The sequence below is a fragment of the Mycolicibacterium peregrinum genome (genome assembly GCF_001665625.1).
In the GTDB taxonomy this organism is placed as follows: Bacteria; Actinomycetota; Actinomycetes; order Mycobacteriales; family Mycobacteriaceae; genus Mycobacterium; species Mycobacterium peregrinum_B.
The window spans coordinates 1-21,111 of the sequence record NZ_LZSY01000098.1 but is presented as its reverse complement, the minus strand read 5'-3'; the positions used below and the strand labels follow the sequence as shown (position 1 = coordinate 21,111).

The 21,111-nt window shown below is 66.3% G+C and carries 21 protein-coding genes; 11 read left to right on the top strand and 10 right to left on the bottom strand.

All coding sequences use genetic code 11. The features are described from left to right. The first annotated feature begins 78 nt into the window (after positions 1–78). The 4 genes from A5779_RS14200 to A5779_RS14185 all read left to right on the top strand — a co-directional run bounded on the left by A5779_RS14200 (position 79) and on the right by A5779_RS14185 (position 5,067). Entirely contained in the window at positions 79–1,629 is a 1,551-nt protein-coding gene (locus A5779_RS14200; protein ID WP_064882882.1) for an arylsulfatase, read from the top strand. 19 nt (positions 1,630–1,648) lie between these two features. Then, positions 1,649–3,202, top strand: coding sequence for an arylsulfatase (locus tag A5779_RS14195; protein WP_064882879.1), 1,554 nt, complete (start codon positions 1,649–1,651; stop codon positions 3,200–3,202). After that, positions 3,199–4,104, top strand: a complete 906-nt coding sequence (locus A5779_RS14190; RefSeq protein WP_064882972.1) for an HAD family hydrolase — start codon at positions 3,199–3,201, stop codon at positions 4,102–4,104. Before A5779_RS14195 ends, A5779_RS14190 begins: the two co-directional genes overlap by 4 nt. A 78-nt stretch (positions 4,105–4,182) precedes the next feature. Further along, positions 4,183–5,067, top strand: a complete 885-nt coding sequence (locus A5779_RS14185; RefSeq protein ID WP_064882877.1) for a formylglycine-generating enzyme family protein — start codon at positions 4,183–4,185, stop codon at positions 5,065–5,067. On the opposite strand, the gene A5779_RS14180 is transcribed toward A5779_RS14185, so the two are convergent. Then, positions 5,064–5,618 (bottom strand): TetR/AcrR family transcriptional regulator, encoded by a 555-nt coding sequence (locus A5779_RS14180; protein WP_064882876.1) that lies wholly within the window; start codon positions 5,616–5,618, stop codon positions 5,064–5,066. The two genes, A5779_RS14185 and A5779_RS14180, sit on opposite strands and share 4 nt — an antisense overlap. Before the next feature lie 165 nt (positions 5,619–5,783). Here A5779_RS14180 and A5779_RS14175 point away from each other — a divergent pair, with 165 nt between their 5' ends. After that, positions 5,784–6,983 (top strand): cytochrome P450, encoded by a 1,200-nt coding sequence (locus A5779_RS14175; protein WP_064882874.1) that lies wholly within the window; start codon positions 5,784–5,786, stop codon positions 6,981–6,983. A gap of 12 nt (positions 6,984–6,995) precedes the next feature. Here A5779_RS14175 and A5779_RS14170 read toward each other — a convergent pair whose 3' ends face one another. Beyond that, a complete protein-coding gene (locus A5779_RS14170) occupies positions 6,996–7,271 on the bottom strand; it encodes a hypothetical protein (protein WP_236732109.1) in 276 nt (91 codons plus the stop codon). Between the two features lie 399 nt (positions 7,272–7,670). Between A5779_RS14170 and A5779_RS14165 the strand changes: the two genes are divergently transcribed. The 4 genes from A5779_RS14165 to A5779_RS14150 all read left to right on the top strand — a co-directional run bounded on the left by A5779_RS14165 (position 7,671) and on the right by A5779_RS14150 (position 11,644). Beyond that, complete coding sequence (locus A5779_RS14165) at positions 7,671–8,774, top strand: cholesterol dehydrogenase/isomerase (protein ID WP_064882872.1); 1,104 nt, start codon at positions 7,671–7,673, stop codon at positions 8,772–8,774. A 5-nt stretch (positions 8,775–8,779) separates the two neighbouring features. Continuing rightward, entirely contained in the window at positions 8,780–9,544 is a 765-nt protein-coding gene (locus A5779_RS14160; RefSeq protein ID WP_064882970.1) for an SDR family NAD(P)-dependent oxidoreductase, read from the top strand. Further along, positions 9,541–10,386: an SDR family NAD(P)-dependent oxidoreductase gene (locus A5779_RS14155; protein ID WP_064882870.1), complete on the top strand. Its 846-nt coding sequence runs from the start codon at positions 9,541–9,543 to the stop codon at positions 10,384–10,386. The genes A5779_RS14160 and A5779_RS14155 overlap by 4 nt, the downstream gene beginning before the upstream one ends. A 64-nt stretch (positions 10,387–10,450) precedes the next feature. Further along, entirely contained in the window at positions 10,451–11,644 is a 1,194-nt protein-coding gene (locus tag A5779_RS14150; RefSeq protein WP_064882868.1) for an AI-2E family transporter, read from the top strand. Between the two features lie 18 nt (positions 11,645–11,662). On the opposite strand, the gene A5779_RS14145 is transcribed toward A5779_RS14150, so the two are convergent. Together A5779_RS14145 and A5779_RS14140 are read right to left on the bottom strand one after the other, a co-directional pair. Next, positions 11,663–12,466, bottom strand: a complete 804-nt coding sequence (locus A5779_RS14145; protein WP_064882968.1) for a dienelactone hydrolase family protein — start codon at positions 12,464–12,466, stop codon at positions 11,663–11,665. Positions 12,467–12,489: 23 nt separating this feature from the next. After that, positions 12,490–13,128, bottom strand: a complete 639-nt coding sequence (locus A5779_RS14140; RefSeq protein WP_064882866.1) for a DUF4245 domain-containing protein — start codon at positions 13,126–13,128, stop codon at positions 12,490–12,492. Between the two features lie 55 nt (positions 13,129–13,183). Here A5779_RS14140 and glpX point away from each other — a divergent pair, with 55 nt between their 5' ends. Continuing rightward, positions 13,184–14,212, top strand: a complete 1,029-nt coding sequence (glpX, locus tag A5779_RS14135) for a class II fructose-bisphosphatase (protein WP_055116699.1) — start codon at positions 13,184–13,186, stop codon at positions 14,210–14,212. Positions 14,213–14,230: 18 nt separating this feature from the next. After that, a complete protein-coding gene (locus tag A5779_RS14130) occupies positions 14,231–15,646 on the top strand; it encodes a class II fumarate hydratase (protein ID WP_055116701.1) in 1,416 nt (471 codons plus the stop codon). A gap of 85 nt (positions 15,647–15,731) precedes the next feature. On the opposite strand, the gene A5779_RS14125 is transcribed toward A5779_RS14130, so the two are convergent. The 6 genes from A5779_RS14125 to A5779_RS14100 all read right to left on the bottom strand — a co-directional run bounded on the left by A5779_RS14125 (position 15,732) and on the right by A5779_RS14100 (position 21,060). Continuing rightward, positions 15,732–17,456, bottom strand: coding sequence for a sensor histidine kinase (locus A5779_RS14125; protein ID WP_064882864.1), 1,725 nt, complete (start codon positions 17,454–17,456; stop codon positions 15,732–15,734). A 42-nt stretch (positions 17,457–17,498) separates the two neighbouring features. Next, on the bottom strand, positions 17,499–17,933 hold the full coding sequence (locus A5779_RS14120; protein WP_064882862.1) for a pyridoxamine 5'-phosphate oxidase family protein: 435 nt from the start codon (positions 17,931–17,933) through the stop codon (positions 17,499–17,501). 77 nt (positions 17,934–18,010) lie between these two features. Then, entirely contained in the window at positions 18,011–18,652 is a 642-nt protein-coding gene (gene dosR / locus A5779_RS14115) for a hypoxia response regulator transcription factor DosR/DevR (RefSeq protein WP_064882861.1), read from the bottom strand. 10 nt (positions 18,653–18,662) lie between these two features. Next, on the bottom strand, positions 18,663–19,115 hold the full coding sequence (locus A5779_RS14110; RefSeq protein WP_064882859.1) for a universal stress protein: 453 nt from the start codon (positions 19,113–19,115) through the stop codon (positions 18,663–18,665). Between the two features lie 9 nt (positions 19,116–19,124). Beyond that, the gene (locus A5779_RS14105) at positions 19,125–20,105 is read right to left on the bottom strand and encodes an Acg family FMN-binding oxidoreductase (protein ID WP_064882857.1); all 981 of its coding nucleotides are present in this window, start codon (positions 20,103–20,105) and stop codon (positions 19,125–19,127) included. A gap of 70 nt (positions 20,106–20,175) precedes the next feature. Then, positions 20,176–21,060 carry a polysaccharide deacetylase family protein gene (locus A5779_RS14100; RefSeq protein ID WP_064882855.1) on the bottom strand — a complete coding sequence of 295 codons (885 nt, stop codon included), beginning with the start codon at positions 21,058–21,060 and terminating at the stop codon, positions 20,176–20,178. Between the last annotated feature and the right edge of the window lie 51 nt (positions 21,061–21,111).

Genomic DNA, 21,111 nt, shown 5'->3' with positions numbered 1-21,111 from the left:
GAAGCCGCGGCGAGCACGTCACAGAGCGCCTAAGGTCGGAAACGGGTCGGGGTGCATCTGTCGAGGCGAGGAGCCAACATGCCAAACGGCAAGCCGAACATTCTCGTGATCTGGGGCGACGACATCGGCATCAGCAACCTCAGTTGCTACAGCGACGGGCTGATGGGCTACCGCACACCGAACATCGACCGCCTCGCCAACGAGGGCATGCGATTCACCGACTCCTACGGTGAGCAGAGTTGCACCGCCGGCAGGGCGGCATTCATCAGTGGACAAAGCGTCTACCGCACCGGTATGAGCAAGGTCGGCATACCTGGCGCCGACATCGGCTGGGCCGCCGAGGATCCGACGATCGCCGAGCTGCTCAAACCGATGGGCTACGCCACCGGCCAGTTCGGCAAGAACCATTTCGGTGACCTCAACAAGTACCTGCCCACCGTGCACGGCTTCGACGAATTCTTCGGCAACCTCTACCACCTCAATGCCGAGGAAGAGCCGGAGAACTTCGACTATCCGCACGAGGATCGCTACCCGCGGTTGTACAACCTGGCCAAACCGCGTGGCGTCTTGAAGTGCAAGGCCACCGACACGGTCTCGACCGAACCCGATGACCCGAAGTACGGCGCGGTCGGCAAGCAGACCATCGAGGACACCGGCCCCCTGAACACCAAGCGCATGGAGACCATCGACGAGGACATCGCCGACGCGACCGTCGACTACATCAAGCGCCAGCATGACGCGGGCAACCCGTTCTTCGTGTGGTGCAACTTCACCCACATGCACCTCTACACCCACACCAAGCCGGAAAGTCGCGGGCAGGCCGGATTGTGGCAGTCGCCCTACCACGACACGATGATCGACCACGACCGAAATGTGGGCACCGTGCTCAACGTGCTCGACGAGCTCGGGATCGCCGACGACACCATCGTCATCTACTCCACCGACAACGGCCCGCACCGCAACACCTGGCCCGATGCCGGCACGACTCCGTTCCGCAGTGAGAAGGACACCAACTGGGAGGGCGCCTTCCGGGTTCCGGAGCTGATCCGGTGGCCCGGAAAGGTCAAGGCGGGCACGGTTTCCAACGAGATAATCCAGCACCACGACTGGTTGCCCACGCTGCTGGCCGCCGCCGGCGATCCCGACATCGCGGAAAAGCTCAAGAAGGGCCACAAGGCCGGCGCCGACGGGGAAACCGAGTACAAGGTGCACATCGACGGCTACAACCTGCTGCCCTACCTGACCGGCGAGGTGGACGAGAGTCCCCGGCGCGGATTCTTCTACTTCTCCGACGATGCCGACCTGGTGGCCATGCGGTTCGAGAACTGGAAGATCGTCTTCTCCGAACAGCGCTGCCCAGGCACGTTGCGGATCTGGGCCGAACCATTCACCCCGTTGCGAGTACCGAAACTGTTCAACCTGCGCACCGACCCGTACGAATACGCCGACATCACGTCGAACACCTACTACGAGTGGTTCCTGCGACACGACTACTTCGTGTTCTACGCGACGGCAATGGCCACGAAATTCCTTGAGACGTTCAAAGAGTTCCCGCCGCGGCATCCACCGGCCAGCTTCAGCGTGGACCAGGCCGTCGAGAAGCTGCACGCATTCCTGGCCAAAGACTGAGCGAAGGAGCAGACGGAAGATGTCCAACGGCAAACCCAACATCCTGGTCATCTGGGGTGACGACATCGGGATCTGGAACCTGAGTTGTTACAGCCGCGGCATGATGGGCTACCAGACGCCCAACATCGACCGGATCGCAAACGAGGGAATGCTTTTCACCGACTCGTACGGTGAACAAAGCTGTACGGCCGGTCGGGCTTCGTTCATCACCGGCCAGAGTGTCTACCGCACCGGAATGAGCAAGGTGGGTATGCCCGGCGTCGACGTGGGCCTTCAGAAGGAGGACCCGACCATCGCCGAGTTGCTGAAACCGTTGGGTTATGCGACCGGACAATTCGGCAAGAACCACCTGGGCGATCTGAACAAGTACCTGCCGACCGCGCACGGGTTCGACGAGTTCTTCGGCAACTTGTACCATCTCAACGCCGAGGAGGAGCCCGAGCACGAGGACTATCCCACCGAGGAAGAAGCACCTCTGCTCCGCAAGGCGCTGTTGCCCCGCGGCGTCATCCACTCCTGGGCCACCGAAGAGGATTCCGGCGAGGTCGACCCACGCTACGGACCGGTCGGCAAGCAGCGCATCGAGGACACCGGGCCGCTGACGAAGAAGCGGATGGAGACCGTCGACGATGAAACCACGTCAGCCTGTGTGGATTTCATCAAGCGCCAGCACGAATCAGACACACCGTTCTTCGTATGGATGAACATGACCCACATGCATTTCCGGACCCACACCAAGCCGGAGAGCGAGGGGCAGGCCGGACGCTGGCAGTCGCGGTACCACGACACGATGATCGATCACGACGGCCACGTCGGGACATTACTCGACCTGGTGGACGAGCTCGGTATCACCGAGGACACCATCGTCATCTACTCCACGGACAACGGACCCCACGCCAACAGCTGGCCCGACGGCGCGACCACTCCGTTCCGCAGCGAGAAGAACACCAACTGGGAAGGTGCCTTCCGCATTCCCGAGATGATCCGGTGGACGGGGAAGATCTCGCCCGGTTCGGTCTCGAACGAGATTGTGCAACACCATGACTGGCTGCCCACATTTGTCGCTGCCGCGGGCGATCCTGACATCGTGGAGAAGCTCAAACAGGGCTACAAGGCCGGCGCCGACGGGGAAACCGAATACAAGGTCCATATCGACGGGTACAACCTGCTGCCCTATCTCACCGGCGAGGTCGACAAATCCCCCCGGCGCGGGATGATCTACTTCTCCGACGACGGCGATGTCCTGGGTGTCCGCGCGGACAACTGGAAAGTCGTGTTCATGGAGCAGCGCTGCCAGGGAACCCTGGAGGTGTGGTTCGAACCGTTCACCAAGCTGCGCGCCCCGAAGCTGTTCAACCTGCGCACCGACCCGTTCGAACACGCCGATGTCACGTCAAACACCTACTGGGACTGGGTGATCGATCGCCTGTACCTCATGTTCTACGCCGGTGCGATCGTCAATCAGTTCCTGGAAACCTTCAAAGAGTTCCCGCCGCGTCAGGAGCCGGCCTCGTTCACGATCAACCATGCCGTGGAGGAGCTCGAGAAGTTCCTGGCCACGCGGGGCGGCTGAGCGTGGCCGAACTGAAATCCTGGAACGATGGGCCTACGAAGTCGGCGATCGTCGACTTCGTGGGGTGTGTCACCGAGCAGGTGGCTCCCGAAGAGCGCGTCGCCGTGTTCGACAACGACGGCACGCTGTGGTGTGAGAAGCCGGCGTACATCCAGCTGGACTTCCTGGTGCGCCGACTGGCCGAGCAGGCCGCCGCCGACCCGGCGCTGGCGGCCACACAGCCGTATCAGGCTGCGGCTGCTGGTGATCTGGCCTGGTTCGGCGATGCCGTCACCAAGCACTACAACGGCGATGACTCCGCGCTCAAAATCCTTGCCGGAGGCATACTCTCGGCCTACGCCGGACTGTCTGTCGAGGATCATGCCGACCGGATCAGGGCGTTCTTCGCCGAGGCGCAGCACCCGACGCTGAGTCGTCCGTACACCAGGTGCGGCTATCTGCCGATGGTCGAGTTGCTGCGTTACCTGGAGGCCAACGGGTTCACCAACTACATCGTCTCCGGCGGCGGCCGCGATTTCATGCGCCCGGTGACAGCATCGATGTACGGCATCCCGCCCGAGCGGGTGATCGGCAGTTCAGTGGGGCTGGATTTCGTCGATGGTCAACTCAGGACGACAGCCACCCCCGAGTTCCTGAACGACGGACCGGTGAAGGCGGTGCGCATCTGGGGGCGCATCGGGCGTCGGCCGATCTTCGCGGCCGGCAACTCCAACGGCGATATCCAGATGCTGGAGTACACCGCCGGCGGCGCGGGTCCGTCGTTGAGCATGCTGGTGCGCCACGATGATGTCGACCGCGAATTCGATTACACCGCAGGGGCCGAGAAGGTGCTGGGGCTCGCCGCCGACCGCGACTGGACGGTGGCGAGCATGCGCGACGATTGGACGACGGTCTTTGACTGATTACGCACCGAGGTCGTCGACTCTGCGTCCAGGGTGCCAAAGTGCGAGTACCCCTCGCCCTCACCGCAGAGTCGACGCATGACATCAGCCGATCTGGTGTGGATTCCGGCCCAGACGACGATTCTCGGCTCCGACGCGCATTACCCCGAAGAGGCGCCGGCACGCGAGGCTGCGACCACGGGCTACTGGATCCAGCGCCACCAGGTGACGAATAGCGAGTTCGCGCAGTTCGTTTCGGCCACCGGCTACATCACGGTCGCCGAACGTCCGGTGAACCCCGACGATTTCCCGGGCGCCCCACCGGAGAACCTCGTCCCCGGCTCGATGGTGTTCCGGCGCACTGCCGGCCCCGTGGATTTGCGGCACATCAGCCAATGGTGGGCATGGACGCCGGGTGCGTGCTGGAATCACCCACGCGGACCGCGCTCCTCACTGACAGGACGCGAGCAGCATCCCGTGGTGCACATCGCCTTCGACGATGCCGCGGCCTATGCGGACTGGGCCGGGCTGGAACTGCCGAGCGAGGCCCAGTGGGAGACCGCGGCCCGCGGCGGGATCCCCGGTGCGGCGTACACGTGGGGTGACCAGCCCGAGCAACCCGGGCAGCGCCTCGCGAACTATTGGCACGGCGAATTCCCCTACCTGCCCGACACCGGTTATGGCACAACGAAACCTGTCGGCAGCTTCGAAGCCAACGGCTACGGCCTGTTCGACATGGCAGGCAACGTCTGGGAGTGGACCACCGACTGGTACGGCGAGGACCGGGCCACCACGCCATGCTGTGCCGCAGACACCTATGACCCCGATCAGCCCCAGTTCCAGATCGGGCGCAAGGTGATCAAGGGCGGTTCGTTCCTGTGCGCCGACAGCTACTGCATGCGCTACCGGCCGGCTGCCCGACGTCCTCAGATGGTGGATACCGGCATGAGCCACATCGGTTTTCGGTGCGTCAAACAACCTTAGCCGAACGCCGGAGCCACAAAGCGCCTCAACATCTCTCGCTCAGCTGCCTCGTCGACCCCCGGCCAGACCAACAACGACAACACCAGCCGCACGATCCACGCCGCGGCCGCCGGGTCGTCCTCGCCGAGTCCGGTGAGTTCGGTGGCGAATGCGGCGGGGACCGGTGACTGTGTCAGATCCGCCATCCCACCCCCGCTGCGCAGTGAGCTGAGTAGTAGGCCGAACATCGGATCGGCCCGAATGTGTTGCAGTGCAACGGTGACAGCGACCAGCACCCGTTCCGCTCCGGTCAGACCGTCGACCGCGCGACGCACCTCTCCCACGATCGATATGGCCAACCTGGCCAGCACAGCGTCGCGAATCTGTGCCTTGCCCCCGGCATGCCGGTACACCGTCGCGCGTGAGCAGTGCACCCGCGCCGCCAACGCATCGATGTCCAGAGCGTCCAGTCCGTCCCGGGCCGCCATCTCGGCCGCGGCGGCATAGATGCGTTCGGCAGCCTCGACACGTCGGTCACCCCCGACCAACCAGTCTTCGCGCCTCGGAGACATAGCAGCCAATTTATCGCATTCTGAGACAAAGTTCCCCAAAGTTCTCATCTCACCCGCAGGTCACCGCACGCGATTGAGACGCCCCCGCAACCGGCACCCCGTCGGCGGATATCAACATGTGCCGGCACCGTTGACGGGCCTCGAACAGCCAGCCAACCTGGCCAAATGCTCCTGGCACACGAACTGTTCGAGCCCGCCTGCCTGCAGGATCCGTATCCGCTCTACGACCGCCTGCGGGCGCACGCACCGGTGGCACAGGTCGGCGACTCACCGTTCTTCGTGGTGAGCTCCTTCGACGCCGTCCTCGAGGCCACCGCCCGCACGCACGACTTCTCGTCGAACCTCACCGCCACCATGTGGTCCCAGGCCGACGGCACCGTCAGTGCGTTCGGCATGGGCGAACCGGGCGGCCCCATCCACGTACTGGCCACCGCTGACGAACCGGCGCACGCCGCCCACCGCAAACTGGTCCTGCCGCGGATGGCGGCCAAACGGATCTCTGAGCTCGAGCCCTTCATCGCCGCCACAGCCGCGGACCTGCTCACCGAGGCCGCCGGGGAGTTCGACTGGATGTCGGCCGTGGCCGACCGGCTGCCCATGGTGGTCGTCGCGCAACTCCTGGGCTTACCGATCGAAGACGTGGACCAACTCGTGGCATGGGCGTATGCCAGCACCCAGCTCCTGGACGGGCTCGTCGACGCCGAGCAGCTGACGGCATCGGGGATCGCAGCCGTCGAACTCGGCGGCTACCTGACCGAACGGTTCGTCGAAGCATCGGCAAATCCGAGCGAGAATCTGCTGGGCGACCTGGCGACCTACTGTGCGGCGGAGCGCGTGGACCGCGACACGGCGGTGTTCATGCTGATCCAACTGGTGGGCGCGGGAGGCGAATCGACGGCATCGTTGATCGGCAGCGCCGTCGGGATACTGAGCCGTCAGCCCGAGCTGGCGGAAAAGCTGCGCCAGGATCCCGCGATGATCGCGCCGTTCCTGGAGGAGGTGTTGCGGTTCGAATCTCCGTTCCGCGGCCACTACCGGCATGTGCTGGCCGATGCCGAACTCGCGGGCGTCGCGTTGCCTGCGGACAGCCATCTACTGCTGCTGTGGGGTGCAGCCAACCGGGATGAGGCAGTGTTCGAGGATCCGAAAGAGTTCCGGCTGGATCGGCCGAATATCAAGAATCACTTGGCATTCGGCAAGGGCGGGCACTTCTGTCTCGGGGCCGCACTCGCCCGCCTCGAAGCCCGCATCGTGATCTCGGCTCTGCTCGCCGCCACCGACACCATCAGTCCAGCCGGGGACGCCGAATGGCAGCCCAGCCTGTTGGTGCGGCGGTTACGTCAGCTTCCGCTGAGTCTGCGGTGAACTGCCTGGAACTCAGGCAGCCTGCGCGGCGAGCGCAATGCTGTCGTCGTCGACGAACACCAGACCGCCGTCGTCGAGGTTGACTGCCCACCGGCGCGCCGGTTCGACAATTCGCTCCCCAGCGACCTCCACCGCGGTCCCGGCAAGGTCGGCGAAATCTTCGACGACAGTGCCGTGCAATTCGTCGTCAGTTCCCGGATACACGACCACCGAGGAACCCACAGCAACCTCTTCGGCAATTTCGCCGGAGTCGCTGTCGTTAACCCCCGTCACGACATCTTCGGACATCCCACACCTCCCCAATTACTGACGCGTGCAACCGAGTACATCACAAACGCCTGCGATTGGCTCACTTTCGATCGATACCTACAGCCACACCTTGCATACCTCTCGGGCAAATTTCCAAATCCGGCGACGACGACTGTTCGGGCAAATGCATCACAGTGGGGTGGCCAGCGTGTCCCCGGTCACACATAACGCCGCAAAGTGCCACTGGCCGATGCTTATGAGGCAACGGCAGCAACATTCGCCGATCCCCGGCATCTCCCAGCACGACGGATGGTTACCGGTTGCTGAGCAAACCCGGGCGAACGCCTGCCGATAAACGCACGATGAAGTTCCGGATCGCGGTGACACACACCACACCTGCGTTCGCTAGTGTTGCAACACGTTCTAGCGAGGAGGCCTATGTCCGACGCTGTTTTGGTTACCGGCGCGTTCGGTTTGGTGGGCTCGGCCGTGGTGAAGACGCTGGCCGCCGGCGGACGCACAGTGGTCGCGACCGATCTCGACGTGCCGGCCAACCGTAAGGCTGCCGCCGCGCTCCCCGCATCTGTAGAGGTGCGCTGGGCCGACCTGACCGACGCCGACGCCGTCGACGCATTGGTGGCGGCGGTCGCACCGGCCGCGATCATCCACCTCGCCGCCATCATCCCGCCGTTCTGCTACATGCGCCGCGGGCTGGCCCGGAAGGTCAACGTCGAGGCCACCGCATCGCTGCTGAAGGCCGCCGAAGCCCAGCCCACGCCGCCGCGGTTCGTCCAGGCCTCCAGCATCGCGGTCTACGGCGCCCGCAATCCGCACCACATCGACGGTGTGCTGACCCCGGATACCCCGGTCAACCCGTCCGACATCTACGGCGCGCACAAGGTCGAGGCAGAAGCCCTGGTCCGGGCCTCGAAGCTGGACTGGCTGATCCTGCGTCTCGGTGGGGTCATGAGCTCAGAGTTCAGCCTCGGCATCGACGTGGACCTCATCTCGTTCGAGAGCGTGCTGCCAGCCGACGGGCGGCTGCAGACGGTCGACGTGCGTGATGTGGCGGCGGCGTTCGTCGCGGCCACCACGGTCCCGACCGAGACCGCCAACCACGAGGTGCTGCTGATCGGTGGCGACGCCGAGACGCACCGCCACATCCAGTCCGCAGTCGGTTCGCAAGCGGCTGCCGCGATGGGAATCAAGGGCGGCCTGCCGATCGGCCGGCCCGGCAACCCCGACGACGACGCCGCCTGGTTCGCCACCGACTGGATGGACACCACCCGCTCGCAGGAGGTGCTCGGGTTCCAGCACCACTCCTGGCCACAGATCCTGGCCGACACCAGGGCGAACGCCGGGCTGAAGCGGTTTCCGATCGGCCTGGCCGCACCCCTGATCCGTGCGTTCCTGCGGTCGAAGTCCGCGTACAAGGACTATCCGGGCAAGTTGGCCGACCCGTGGAATGCCATCGACAAGAAGTGGGGCGACCACCGACCGGATCAGGCGCCCGACGAGCGCTCGCGCGAGGAGACGACATGAGCAGCATGACGACGGAACGCGTCGCGATCGTCATCGGCGGAGCTTCGGGGATCGGCTGGGCCAGCGCCCAGGCCCTGGCCGCCGACGGCTGCCGCATCGTGGTGGCCGACCGTGACGCTGACGGAGCGGCGGCCCGAGCCACTCAGCTCGGTGCGCCGCACACGAGCCACTACGCCGACGTCACCGACGAGAGCTCGGTGGAGAAGCTGTTCGAGGCCGCGGGACCGGTCGACATCGTGCTCAACTGCGCGGGGTTCAGCAACGTCGGGCTGATCACCGACCTGGCGGTCGAAGACTTCCGCTCGGTCGTCGACGTCTGCCTCAACGGCGGGTTCATCGTCGCCAAACACGCCGGGCGTAACCTGCCCGAAGGCGGTGTCCTGGTGTCGATTTCATCGCTGAACGGGCGCCAGCCCGCGGCCGGGATGAGCGCCTACTGCGCCGCCAAGGCCGGGTTGTCGATGCTGACGCAGGTGGCCGCGCTGGAAATGGGACCACGCGGCATCCGCGTCAACGCGATCGCGCCAGGATTCGTCAAGACGCCACTGACCGATCCTGCGGCGATGATCCCAGGTGTGGTCGAGGAGTACGTCGAGAACACCGCGCTGGGCCGCAGCGGAACCCCGGAGGACATCGCGGCCGCCGTCGTGTTCCTGTGTTCGCCCCAGGCCTCGTGGCTGACCGGCGAGGTGCTCGATCTCAACGGCGGCGCGCATCTCAAGCGCTACCCGGACATCCTCGGACACGTGATGAAGCTGGCCCAGGCGTGACGAGCCTCGCCGGCAAGCAGGCGATCGTCACCGGCGCCGGATCGGGAATCGGCGCGGCCCTGTGCCGGGCGTTGGCCGGCGCCGGCGCCGAGGTGCTCTGCACCGACATCGACGAGGACGCCGCAGCCCGCACTGCGGCTGCGCTCGGCGCCCGGTCGGCACGTCTGGACGTCACCGATGCGGCCGCCGTGCAAGCCGCGGTCGACGGCGTCGTGGACCGGGCCGGCCGACTCGACCTGATGTTCAACAACGCCGGCATCGTCTGGGGCGGGGACACCGAACTGCTGACGCTGGATCAGTGGAACGCCATCATCGACATCAATGTGCGCGGCGTCGTCCACGGTGTCGCCGCGGCGTATCCGCAGATGATCCGGCAGGGCCACGGCCACATCGTCAACACCGCATCGATGGCAGGTCTGGCCGCAGCGGGCCAGCTCACCAGCTATGTGATGACCAAGCACGCCGTCGTCGGGCTGTCGATGGCCCTGCGATCGGAAGCGGCCGCCCACGGTGTAGGTGTGCTGGCGGTGTGCCCGGCCGCGGTGGAGACGCCGATCCTGGACAAGGGCGCGGTCGGCGGTTTCGTCGGCCGCGACTACTTCCTGCAAGGCCAGGGCGTCAAAACCGCCTACGACGCCGACCAGCTGGCCGCCGACACCCTCCGTGCCATCGCGCGCAACAAGGCCATCCTGGTCAAACCCCGTCGTGCCCATGCCTCCTGGCTGTTCGCCCGCATCGCGCCGGGTCTGATGCAGCGACTCTCGATGCGGTTCGTCGCCGCACAGCGCGCCGGCCAGGCCGCGCACCGCTCGACTGAAGGCTCCAGCGTCACGCCAGAGTGACGCTCAATGCCGACCGTCACGCCAGCGTGGCGATAGGGTCAGCCCAACGGCGGGAAGGGGCCCGATGAAAGACGAGTTCAGCCTCACCCAGAAGCGGGCGCTGGCGGTCGTCACGGTGCTGGCGGTGTTGCTCGGGGCCTACTTCCTGCGTGGCTTCTTCGTCCTGATCGTGATGGCCGCGGTCGGCGCCTATCTGTTCACCCCGCTCTATCAACGGTTTCAGCGCCGCCTGGGCACCGGCCTTTCGGCCACGCTGACGGTGTTGGTCGCCATCCTGATGGTGATCATCCCGGTGTCGTTGGTGGTGTTCATGGCCATCGTGCAGGTGACCCAGCTGGTCAACACAGTCAGCACGTGGATCGCCGACACCGATGTCAGCACCCTCGGCGACCGGGCCCTGCAACTGGTCAACTCACTGCTCGGCCGGGTGCCGTTCCTGGACATCCACCTGACCGCGGATTCCTTGCGCGACACGGTGGTCAAGCTTTCTCAGCACATCGGCGAATGGCTGCTGGGCATTCTGCAGGGCGCGGTCGGCGGCATGGTCGGCGCGATCACCGGGTCGATCATCTTCCTGTACGTGTTCATCTCGATGCTGGTCAACAACGCCGAGATGGCCACACTGATCCGCCGGCTCAACCCGCTCGGCGAAGAGATCACCGATCTGTACCTGGCCAAGACCGGCGCCATGGTGAAGGGAACGGTCAAGGGGCAGTTCGTGATCGCGCTCTGCCAGGGTGTGGCCGGTGCCATCTCGATCTACATCGCCGGCTTCCACAACGGGTTCTTCGTCTTCGCGATCCTGCTGACGGCACTGTCCGTCATCCCGCTCGGTGGCGGCATCGTGACCATTCCGTTCGGCATCGGAATGATGTTCTTCGGCAACATCATCGGCGGCATCTTCGTGGTGGTGTTCCACCTGCTGGTGGTCACCAACATCGACAATGTGCTGCGGCCGTGGCTGGTACCCAAGGCCGCCCGGTTGGATCCGGCACTGATGCTGCTGGCGGTGTTCGCCGGCATCTCGATGTTCGGCTTCTTCGGCCTGGTGATCGGGCCGGTGCTGATGATCATCATCGTCACCACGGTCAGCGTCTACCTGGCGGTGTTCAAGGGCGTCGAGCTGGAAACGACCGAGCCCGACGAGCCGGGTCAGCGGCCGTGGCGGCGGCTGTGGGACTGGGTACAGAAACGGCTCGGGGGAAAGAAGACTGAACCCCGAGCCGAATCCAAAGCCACGGCCGAAGCCGAGAGCTAGTCGGTCAAACGCACTTCCCTAATTCGAGCACAGCCGCTCGGTCAGGAACGCGACCACCCTCTTGCGCGCCTCATAGGCGGGATGCCCGTCAACCTCGCGCACCTGATCGGTGAGCACCGAGTGCGCCGATGCGGACAACCCGTCGGGATTGCCCTTCTTCGAATTGATGTCGATCACCTCGAACGCGTCCCCCAGGCGGGCCTTGAGGGTGGCGAACCGCTCCCCCGGCGCCAGTTTGTCCTGGCTGAACCGAAGGGCCAGTGCGCACAGCCCGTCATTGGCAACGCGCTGTTCGACGATCTTGAGCTCGGCCTCCGACATACCCGGATCACGTTTCTGCGCCGCGGTCAGGGCGATCGGCACCGACGGCTGACTGAGCACCGGGGCCAGCACGCTGTCGTCGACGGCCGCGGCGAGCGCGAAGCCGCCCGTGAAGCACTGCCCGATGACGCCGACGCCCTTACCGGGGGTAGTGGCGTTGAGATCGCGGGCCAGCGCCCGGAGGTAATGCGCGACGGGCCGGTCGGCATTGGTGGCGAATGCCGCGAATTCCTTTGTCACGCAGGCTTTCAGCATGACCGGGATGGCGCCAGGGCGGACGGCGGAGGCACCGGGGGTGCCGAACAGCGACGGCGCGGCCACCGTGAAGCCGTTGTCCACCAGATGGTTGCCCAGCGCGAGTACGCCGGGATGCAGGCCGGGAATCTCGGGGATCAAGACCACGCCGGGGCCTTCGCCCTTGCGGTAGACGTCATAGGTCTGATCGGCGGCGGTGAAGGGGGTAGCGGTCCACCCGGTGAGATCTGCAACTGGCGACGACAACACGGGCTCCATCCGTTAGTGCGTCACGGCCTCTTGATCGGCAGCGGCGACTGCTTCTGCGTCGCACTCGCCAGCGTACGGTACTCATCAGTACCACCGGCGCCGGTGATCGCAACCTGAGCCGGTCCGCTCAGCTTTGTCGTCCACACCGGTTCCGGGTCGCTGCTCTCGTAGACCACCCAGGTCACCCCGTCGACGTCCTGGGTACCTGCCGCATACGAGTCCGGCTTGATCGAGGCCACCAGGGCGGCCTCGTCGGCATTGCTCTGGGTGAGGCTCAGGTACTTGCCGGTGGGGGCCAGATAACCGATGCGTGAGGACACCGCGCGGGCGTGCTGGCCGTCGGGCAGCGTCAAACCGCCGTCGATGCCGTGGCGACTGCCGGAGTTGGGCTGCCAGCCCTCGGGCAGCTGAGGCAGGCGGATCGGGATCTTCAAGGTGTCGGCGTCGGCCTGCAGCGCGGCCGGCGCATCGAATTCGGGGGCCGGACCGGCCCCGGGCCCACCCGCCTGAAACGAGCACATCCCCAGCATCCCCGCGAGCACGATGCAGGCCACCACCAGCGGCGCCATCGACCAGAACATGTCCCGGCCGTCCTGCAGCAACCGCGACTTTTCCGGCTTCGGGACCGGGGTTGGCTGAGACGTCGGCTCGGAGGACATGTTCGTCAGTATCCCAGCTCCCAAACGCTGACCACGTTCTGGGACAATCTGGGCCATGAGTCCCACGCGGGGGGAAGCCCCGGATCGCAACCTTGCCCTCGAGCTCGTCCGGGTGACCGAGGCCGGCGCCATGGCAGCAGGCCGCTGGGTCGGCCGCGGCGACAAGGAAGGCGGCGACGGGGCCGCTGTCGACGCCATGCGTGAGCTGGTCAACTCGGTGTCGATGCGCGGTGTCGTGGTGATCGGCGAGGGTGAGAAGGACGAAGCCCCGATGCTCTTCAACGGTGAAGAGGTCGGCAACGGCGACGGGCCGGAGTGCGACTTCGCTGTCGACCCGGTCGACGGCACCACGCTGATGAGCAAGGGCATGCCCAACGCCATCTCGGTGCTCGCCGTCGCCGAGCGCGGTGCCATGTTCGACCCGTCCGCGGTGTTCTACATGAACAAGATCGCCGTCGGCCCCGAGTGCGCCGACGCGATCGACATCACCGCCCCGATCGGCGAGAACATCCGCCGGGTGGCCAAGGTGCGCGGCGCCTCGGTGAGCGATCTGACCGTGTGCATCCTCGACCGTCCGCGCCACGCCCAACTGATCGACGACGCTCGCGCCGCCGGCGCCCGCATCCGACTGATCACCGACGGTGACGTGGCCGGCGCCATCTCGGCTTGCCGCCCCAACTCCGGCACCGACATCCTGGCCGGCATCGGTGGCACCCCCGAGGGCATCATCGCCGCGGCCGCGATCCGCTGCATGGGCGGCGCGATCCAGGCCCAGCTGGCCCCCACCGACGACGCCGAACGCCAGAAGGCACTCGACGCCGGCTACGACCTGGACCAGGTGCTGTCGACCGACGACCTGGTCTCGGGTGACAACGTCTTTTTCTGCGCCACCGGCGTCACCGACGGCGATCTGCTCAAGGGCGTGCAGTACTACCCGGGCGGGTGCACCACCCAGTCCATCGTGATGCGGTCCAAGTCCGGCACCGTCCGGATGATCGAGGCCTACCACCGGCTGACCAAACTCAACGAATATTCCGCCATCGACTTCACCGGCGACAAGACCGCCGCCTACCCGCTCCCGTAACTCGCCAGAAAGGGCAACATGAGCACCGATACCGACGGAGCTGTCGAGTACCGCATCGAGCACGACACCATGGGCGAGGTCCGGGTGCCGGTCAACGCCCTGTGGCGGGCGCAGACCCAGCGCGCCGTGGAGAACTTCCCGATCTCCTTCCGTGGGCTGGAGCGCACCCAGATCCGGGCACTCGGCCTGCTGAAGGCGGCGTGCGCGCAGGTCAACAAGGACCTGGGCCTGCTGGCCGCCGAGAAGGCCGATGCCATCATCGCCGCGGCCGGCGAAATCGCCGACGGGCTGCACGACGACCAGTTCCCGATCGACGTGTTCCAGACCGGTTCGGGCACCAGCTCGAACATGAACGCCAACGAGGTCATCGCCTCGATCGCCGCCCGCAACGGCGTGACGGTTCACCCCAACGACGACGTGAACATGTCGCAGAGCTCCAATGACACGTTCCCTACGGCCACCCACATCGCCGCCACCGAGGCCGCTGTGCGCCACCTGATTCCGGCGCTCGAGGTACTCCATGAGTCGCTGGCCGCCAAGGCCAAGCAGTGGAAGACCGTGGTGAAGTCCGGCCGCACCCACCTGATGGACGCGGTGCCGGTGACGCTGGGCCAGGAGTTCGGCGGCTACGCCCGTCAGATCGAGGCCGGCATCGAACGCGTCAAGGCGACACTCCCCCGTCTCGGTGAGCTCGCCATCGGCGGTACCGCCGTGGGCACCGGCCTCAACGCCCCCGACGGCTTCGGTCCCAAGGTGGTCGAGGTGCTGGTCAACCAGACCGGGCTGGCCGAACTGCGCACGGCCGCAGACTCCTTCGAGGCCCAGGCGGCCCGCGACGGTCTGGTCGAGGCGTCCGGCGCGCTGAAGACCATCGCCGCCTCGCTGACCAAGATCGCCAACGACGTCCGCTGGATGGGCTCGGGCCCGCTGACCGGCCTGGGTGAGATCCAGCTGCCGGACCTGCAGCCGGGCAGCTCCATCATGCCGGGCAAGGTCAATCCTGTTCTGCCCGAGGCGGTTACCCAGGTGGCCGCACAGGTCATCGGCAACGACGCTGCCGTCACCGTCGGCGGCCTGTCGGGTGCCTTCGAGCTGAACGTCTACATCCCGATGATGGCGCGCAACGTGCTGGAGTCGTTCACCCTGCTGTCCAACGTGTCTCGGCTGTTCGCAGAGAAGTGCATCGACGGCCTGGTGGCCAACGAGGAGCACCTGCGCACCCTGGCCGAGTCCTCCCCCTCGATCGTGACGCCGCTGAACTCGGCGATCGGCTACGAGGAGGCCGCCAAGGTCGCCAAGCAGGCGCTGAAGGAGAAGAAGACCATCCGCCAGACGGTCATCGACCGCGGCCTGATCGGTGACAAGCTGAGCGAGGCCGAGCTGGACAAGCGCCTGGATGTGCTGGCCATGGCCAAGGTGAAGGACGGCGAGTAACCCTCACGTTTCTCTGCGCGAGCAGACGCAAAAGCACCCCAGAACCGCGATTCTGGGGTGCTTTTGCGTCTGCTCGGCGAAGGAACTAGTCGGGAAGTGGTGCGGCCCAGCGCAACACGGTTCCGCCACCGGGCCGGTCGGTGATGGTGAACTGACCGCCCGCACTCAACGCACGGGCCCGCAGATTCCCCAGACCGCTCTCGGTGATCTCGGCGGCGATCCCGCAGCCGTTGTCCGACACCTCGATGGACAGGTCGTCGGCCACCTCGACGAGAACGGCGAGTTCGCTTGCCCCCGAGTGGCGTACCGCATTGCTGATCGCCTCACGCAGCACCGCCTCGGCATGATCGGCCAGAGTCGCATCGACCACCGACAGCGGGCCGACGAACCGTGTGCTGATGTGTATCGGCGCGTCGGCGAACTGGGCGATCACCTCATCGAGCCGCTGACGCAGCCGCGTCGTGCCGGCGTGGGCACCGTGCAGGTCGAAGATCGCGGTCCGGATCTCCTGGATGACCGCCTGCAGATCGTCGACGGTATCGGTGAGCCGCTGCTGCACCTCGGGAGAATGCGCCCGCGGGATCGTGCCCTGCAAGGACAGTCCGACCGCGAACAGGCGTTGGATCACGTGATCGTGCAGGTCCCGGGCGATGCGGTCGCGGTCGGCCAGGATCTCCAGCTCACGTACGTCGCGCTGGGAACTGGCCAGCTGCCAGGCCACCGCGGCCTGGTCGGCGAAAGCGGCGGCCATGTCCAGTTGCTCGGCGGTGAAGCTCTGGGCGCCGTCGGCGCGCACGGCCACCAGCACGCCCGCCACGGTGTCGGTGGCACGCAGGGGCAACACCAGCGCCGGGCCACCCGCGCCGTCCAGCTCGAGGCGGTCGAGCCGGTGCGGGGTGCCGTCGTGGAACGCCGCGCCCACCGCGCCCTCCGCTGCGTGCGGGTCCACCGAGATCGAGTCGATCGTGGTCGGACGCCCTGCCGTGGCGGCGACGACGAGGGTGTCGGCTTCGGCGGCGGGAACGTCGCTGCCGGGCACCGCGACCACGATGCGGTCGGCGCCGGTCAGGTTGAGCGCCTCGTCGGCCACCATCCGGAACACCCTGGCCGGGTCGGTGCCGCCGAGTAGTTCGGTCCCGATGTCGCGGGTGGCCGCGATCCAGGCCTGCCGGTCGCGGGACAGCTGGTAGAGCCGGGCGTTCTCGACCGCGACTCCTGCGGCTGCGGCCAGGGCCTCCACCAGCACCTCGTCGTCCTCGCTGAACGGCTGCCCATTGGTCTTCTCGGTGAGGTAGAGGTTGCCGAACACCTCGTCGCGGATGCGCACCGGGACGCCGAGAAAGGTCCGCATCGGCGGATGGTTGGGCGGGAATCCGACTGAGGCGGGGTGGTGGTGAATATCGTTGAGCCGGATGGGTTTCGGATCGTCGATCAGCACGCCGAGCACACCTCGTCCTTCGGGCAGATGCCCGATCAGCGCGCGGGTTTCGTCGTCGATGCCCTGATAGACGAACTCGGTCAGCTCGTGGTCGTCGCCGCGTACTCCCAGTGCGCCATAGCGCGCGTCGACCAACTCGATCGCGGTCCGAACGATGGTGCTCAGGGTTAGCTCGAGGTCCAGGCCCGAGGTCACTGCGAGCATGGCCTCCACCAGGCCGTCGATCCGGTCGCGGCCGGTGATGATCTGCTCGACCCGGTCCTGGACCTCGGTGAGCAGTTCGCGCAGTCGCAACTGCGAGAGGGTGTCCCGCAACGGAGGAGTTCGCTGTTCATCGTCGGGGTGCGCACCATGACCAGTCACGTCCACCATGCTGGCACTACCGGCCGCAGCGCACCAAGCTCGTCCAACGTGTCACCGCGCAGCCGGCTCAGGTCCGAACCGGAACCTGCGACCGGTGACCCGTACGGGTGACACCCGGACATAGTGCGTCTTGGCCGTCGCCGTCCATGGCAGTAACTGCGCCCGCTCGGCCTCGTCGAGCTCTTCGTCGGTGCGCAGGGTGCGTGCCACGCCGCGCACGATCACGCTCCAGCCTTCGGCCGCGTTGTGATCGTCGGCTTCGAACACCACATGGTTGTTGATCGCCGCACTGATCAGTTTCGTCCCCGCCGCGGTGCGGAACAGGATCGTTCGGTTCTGCACCACGAAGTTCACCGGGAAGACGTGTGCCTCGTCGTCGACCGCGGTGACGAGGCGGCCGAGCGACGCACTGCCCAACAGCGCCCAACTCTCGCGCTCGGACAGAATCTCGACCGGCTCACTGCGCGTTGATATTCCGGTTTCCATAGCCACGACGCTATGGCGGCGCAGAGCGCGGCGCCATGGGCAAAGGCCCTATTGGCCAGGGACCAAAGACCCTGGCATCACTGATGGTTACGACGGTCCAGCGTGGAAGCGAAGACTGCGGCCTGGGTGCGGCGTTCCATGCCCAGCTTGGCCAGCAGCCGCGACACGTAGTTCTTGACAGTCTTCTCCGCAAGGAACATCCGGGCTGCTATCTGCCGATTGGTCAGCCCCTCCCCCAGCAGGTCGAGTAGGACCCGCTCCTGCTGGGTCAGCCCGGCCAACGGGTCGGACCGCTCGGCGTCGCCGCGTAGTTTCGCCATCAGCGCCGTGGCGGCCCGATTGTCCAGCAGCGACTTCCCGGCCCCGACGTCCTTGATCGCCTGAGCCAGTTCCATCCCCTTGATGTCTTTGACGACGTAGCCGCTGGCGCCGGCCAGGATGGCGTCCAGCATGGCCTCGTCGGAGGTGAACGACGTCAACATCAGGCAGCGCAGATCGGGCATGCGCGACAACAGGTCCCGACACAGTTCGATGCCGTTGCCGTCGGGCAGACGGACATCGAGCACCGCGACGTCGGGCTTCAGTGCCGGAACCCGGGCCAGGGCCTGTGCCACCGAGTCGGCCTCGCCGATCACGTCGAGCTCAGGGTCGGCGCTGAGCAGGTCGATCAGCCCGCGGCGAACCACCTCATGGTCGTCGACCAGAAAGACCCTGATCATCCCCCGAGTCTCACAACCGATGGCGCCGATCGCAAGTGAGCACGGCACAACCCGAGTGCGCCAACGCCGCCTGCAACCCGGCCGAATCGGGGTGGTCGGCACCCAGCACGAGCAGCTGAGCCGACTCTGGGTGCGCCGTCAGGTATTCCGCAATGTTGCTGTAGCCGTCGATGCTCTGCACATCGAGGTCCGGGGATCGTTTCAGCGCACGGGCCAGGCGGCGCTCGAGCTGTGCCGCGGACAACCGGTCACGCTCGGCGACGGCGGTCGCGTCGTACATCTCGCGATGCCGGGCTCCCCAGGTGGTCAGCACCCGCAGTGCTGCGCCACGGCGCACTGCCTCCTCGATCGCGACGTGCAGCGCATCGTTGCTGGCGGTGCGGCCGTCGGCTTCGACAACGACGGCCGCACCAGCGGCAACAGGTGCGGTGGCGTGGGCAGGGGCGATCAGGGTGTCGGTCATGGTCAGCTCCTATTCGAAGGTCAGGAAGGTGTCGACGGCGCGGCGCGGGGTCGGCGGTGGCGCATCGCTGAGGGTCGGGGCGATGCCGATCCGGACCAGCACCTGTGGGCAGGCGTCACGGCCGATCAGCGTGCCGATGATGTCGCGGCTGGCGTGCAATTCGGTCACATGGCTCACGGGGCAGGTGCTCAGCCCCGTCATCGTGCATTCCAGCAGCAGCGCCGAGAGCGCCTCGCCGGTGTCGAGGGCGTCAGCCCGGCTGTACCCGTCGGTGGACAGCACCACCAGGGTGGCCGAATCGTCGTGGACGGAGGGGCGTCGGTCGCTGTGCGAGGTGACCGGGAAGGTCCGCGCCACGGCGACCCGCTCACTTTCCGCAGCCGAGATCAGTGCGCTCTGCGGGATACCGTCCTCGGTCGCGAACGGAGTTGTCCACCAGGCAAGTTCGGAATGGTAGGCCGAATCGTAGAGACGCAGCGTCTCGGTCAGCGCCGCCGCCTCGGCCACGTCGGCACGCATCTCCTCGGCCAGCACGTCGAGGTGTACCGGGCCGTCCTCCAGCCTCGCCCGCAGCAGCACCTCGAAGGAATCCCAGTCCGCATACCCGGCCATCGGCAGCCGGTCGGTTCGCCGGGCCAGAATCGCATCCGCCCGCCGGCGATGCGCATCGGTGACGAAGTCCATCGGCGAGAACTGCAGCGTCGCCAGGTGATCGAGGTCGTTCGGGTTCGGGAACCGGTCGACACTGGTGGCCCAGCCGGCCGCGGCCATCGCGACCCGCAGATGATCCAGCAACACCCCGCAACTGATGACCGCCTCACGCGACGATCGATCGGTCGCGGTCACCACGCGACTCGGGTCCAGGTGCAGATGTACCCCGCTGCCGTCGGCCACCAGCCGCCACGGCTGGGTGTTGTGCAATGACGGCGCACGCGATGCCAGCTGCACCGCATGGGTGAGGGTCGCTGAATCGAACATCGTCTTGGCCATGCTTCAAGCCTCGTCGTGCCGAGGCCCGTCGGTTAGGGTCTTTGGTCCTCAAACCGACGCGATGTGCGTCTCACGCCCCGTTGTTGGGGCCTCCCGAGTTCGCACCGGGGATGTCGGTGATCGGGAAGTTCGGCATCGGCGGAGGCGACGGCGTCGCGGGCAGCGACGGGATCTCCTCCGGCGGAATGTCCTTGAGCGCCTCGGCCGGCGGCACGGGCGGACCGTTCTCCCGGCTGCCGTAACTGGTGCCCGGCTCGCGCTCACCGAGCATGTGGCTCACGGTCACCAGGTGGTAGCCGTTGGCCTTGAGCACCGGGATGAACTGCTCCACCAGGTCGACGGTGGACGAGTAGGTGTCGTGAAAAAGTACGACAGCACCCGGTTTGATCTGCGTCATCAGCATGTAGCGGGTCGCGGCGATGTTGGCGTCGTTGGCCCAGTCGAACGGGATGACGTCCCAGTTGATGTCAGCCAACCCCTGCCTGCCGGCCTCGGCGAGCACCTGGTCGTTGACCAGCCCACCCGCGGTGCGCACGAGCTTCGGCCGCTGACCGGTCGCGGCCTCGATGGCGTCACTGGCCTTGCTGAACTGGGCCGGGATCTCTTCGGGCGGGATGGTCGTCATGTTGGGGTGTTCCCAGGTGTGGCTGCCCAATTCCATACCGGCGTCGACCACCCGCTTGGCACCCTCGGGGTTGGCGGCGACCTTGTTTCCGATCTCGAAGAACGTCGCCTTGGCGTCGTTGTCCTTGAGGATCTGCAGCAGCCGGTCGGTGTATGGGCCGGGCCCGTCGTCGAACGTCAGCGCGATGCACCGCTCGGTCGCGCAATCCACGTCGTCGGGGTCGTCGCGGCGGATGTGCCCGGTGAGCGCCCCCACCACCAGGACCACGACGGCGGCGACCACGCCGACCACAGTCCACCGCCATGCCTGACTGTTGGGGAGCCTCGCCACCCCGGCAGCCTACCGGCTGGCGATCTGTGGAGTCTCAGCCGTGCCAACCAC

Coding starts and splice junctions, on each gene's coding strand:
- A5779_RS14200 (WP_064882882.1), top strand. CDS start 79: ATGCCAAACGGCAAGCCGAACATTCTCGTGATCTGGGGCGACGACATC.
- A5779_RS14195 (WP_064882879.1), top strand. CDS start 1,649: ATGTCCAACGGCAAACCCAACATCCTGGTCATCTGGGGTGACGACATC.
- A5779_RS14185 (WP_064882877.1), top strand. CDS start 4,183: ATGACATCAGCCGATCTGGTGTGGATTCCGGCCCAGACGACGATTCTC.
- A5779_RS14180 (WP_064882876.1), bottom strand. CDS start 5,618: ATGTCTCCGAGGCGCGAAGACTGGTTGGTCGGGGGTGACCGACGTGTC.
- A5779_RS14175 (WP_064882874.1), top strand. CDS start 5,784: ATGCTCCTGGCACACGAACTGTTCGAGCCCGCCTGCCTGCAGGATCCG.
- A5779_RS14170 (WP_236732109.1), bottom strand. CDS start 7,271: ATGTCCGAAGATGTCGTGACGGGGGTTAACGACAGCGACTCCGGCGAA.
- A5779_RS14165 (WP_064882872.1), top strand. CDS start 7,671: ATGTCCGACGCTGTTTTGGTTACCGGCGCGTTCGGTTTGGTGGGCTCG.
- A5779_RS14160 (WP_064882970.1), top strand. CDS start 8,780: ATGACGACGGAACGCGTCGCGATCGTCATCGGCGGAGCTTCGGGGATC.
- A5779_RS14150 (WP_064882868.1), top strand. CDS start 10,451: ATGAAAGACGAGTTCAGCCTCACCCAGAAGCGGGCGCTGGCGGTCGTC.
- A5779_RS14140 (WP_064882866.1), bottom strand. CDS start 13,128: ATGTCCTCCGAGCCGACGTCTCAGCCAACCCCGGTCCCGAAGCCGGAA.
- glpX (WP_055116699.1), top strand. CDS start 13,184: ATGAGTCCCACGCGGGGGGAAGCCCCGGATCGCAACCTTGCCCTCGAG.
- A5779_RS14130 (WP_055116701.1), top strand. CDS start 14,231: ATGAGCACCGATACCGACGGAGCTGTCGAGTACCGCATCGAGCACGAC.
- A5779_RS14125 (WP_064882864.1), bottom strand. CDS start 17,456: ATGGTGGACGTGACTGGTCATGGTGCGCACCCCGACGATGAACAGCGA.
- A5779_RS14120 (WP_064882862.1), bottom strand. CDS start 17,933: ATGGAAACCGGAATATCAACGCGCAGTGAGCCGGTCGAGATTCTGTCC.
- dosR (WP_064882861.1), bottom strand. CDS start 18,652: ATGATCAGGGTCTTTCTGGTCGACGACCATGAGGTGGTTCGCCGCGGG.
- A5779_RS14110 (WP_064882859.1), bottom strand. CDS start 19,115: ATGACCGACACCCTGATCGCCCCTGCCCACGCCACCGCACCTGTTGCC.
- A5779_RS14105 (WP_064882857.1), bottom strand. CDS start 20,105: ATGGCCAAGACGATGTTCGATTCAGCGACCCTCACCCATGCGGTGCAG.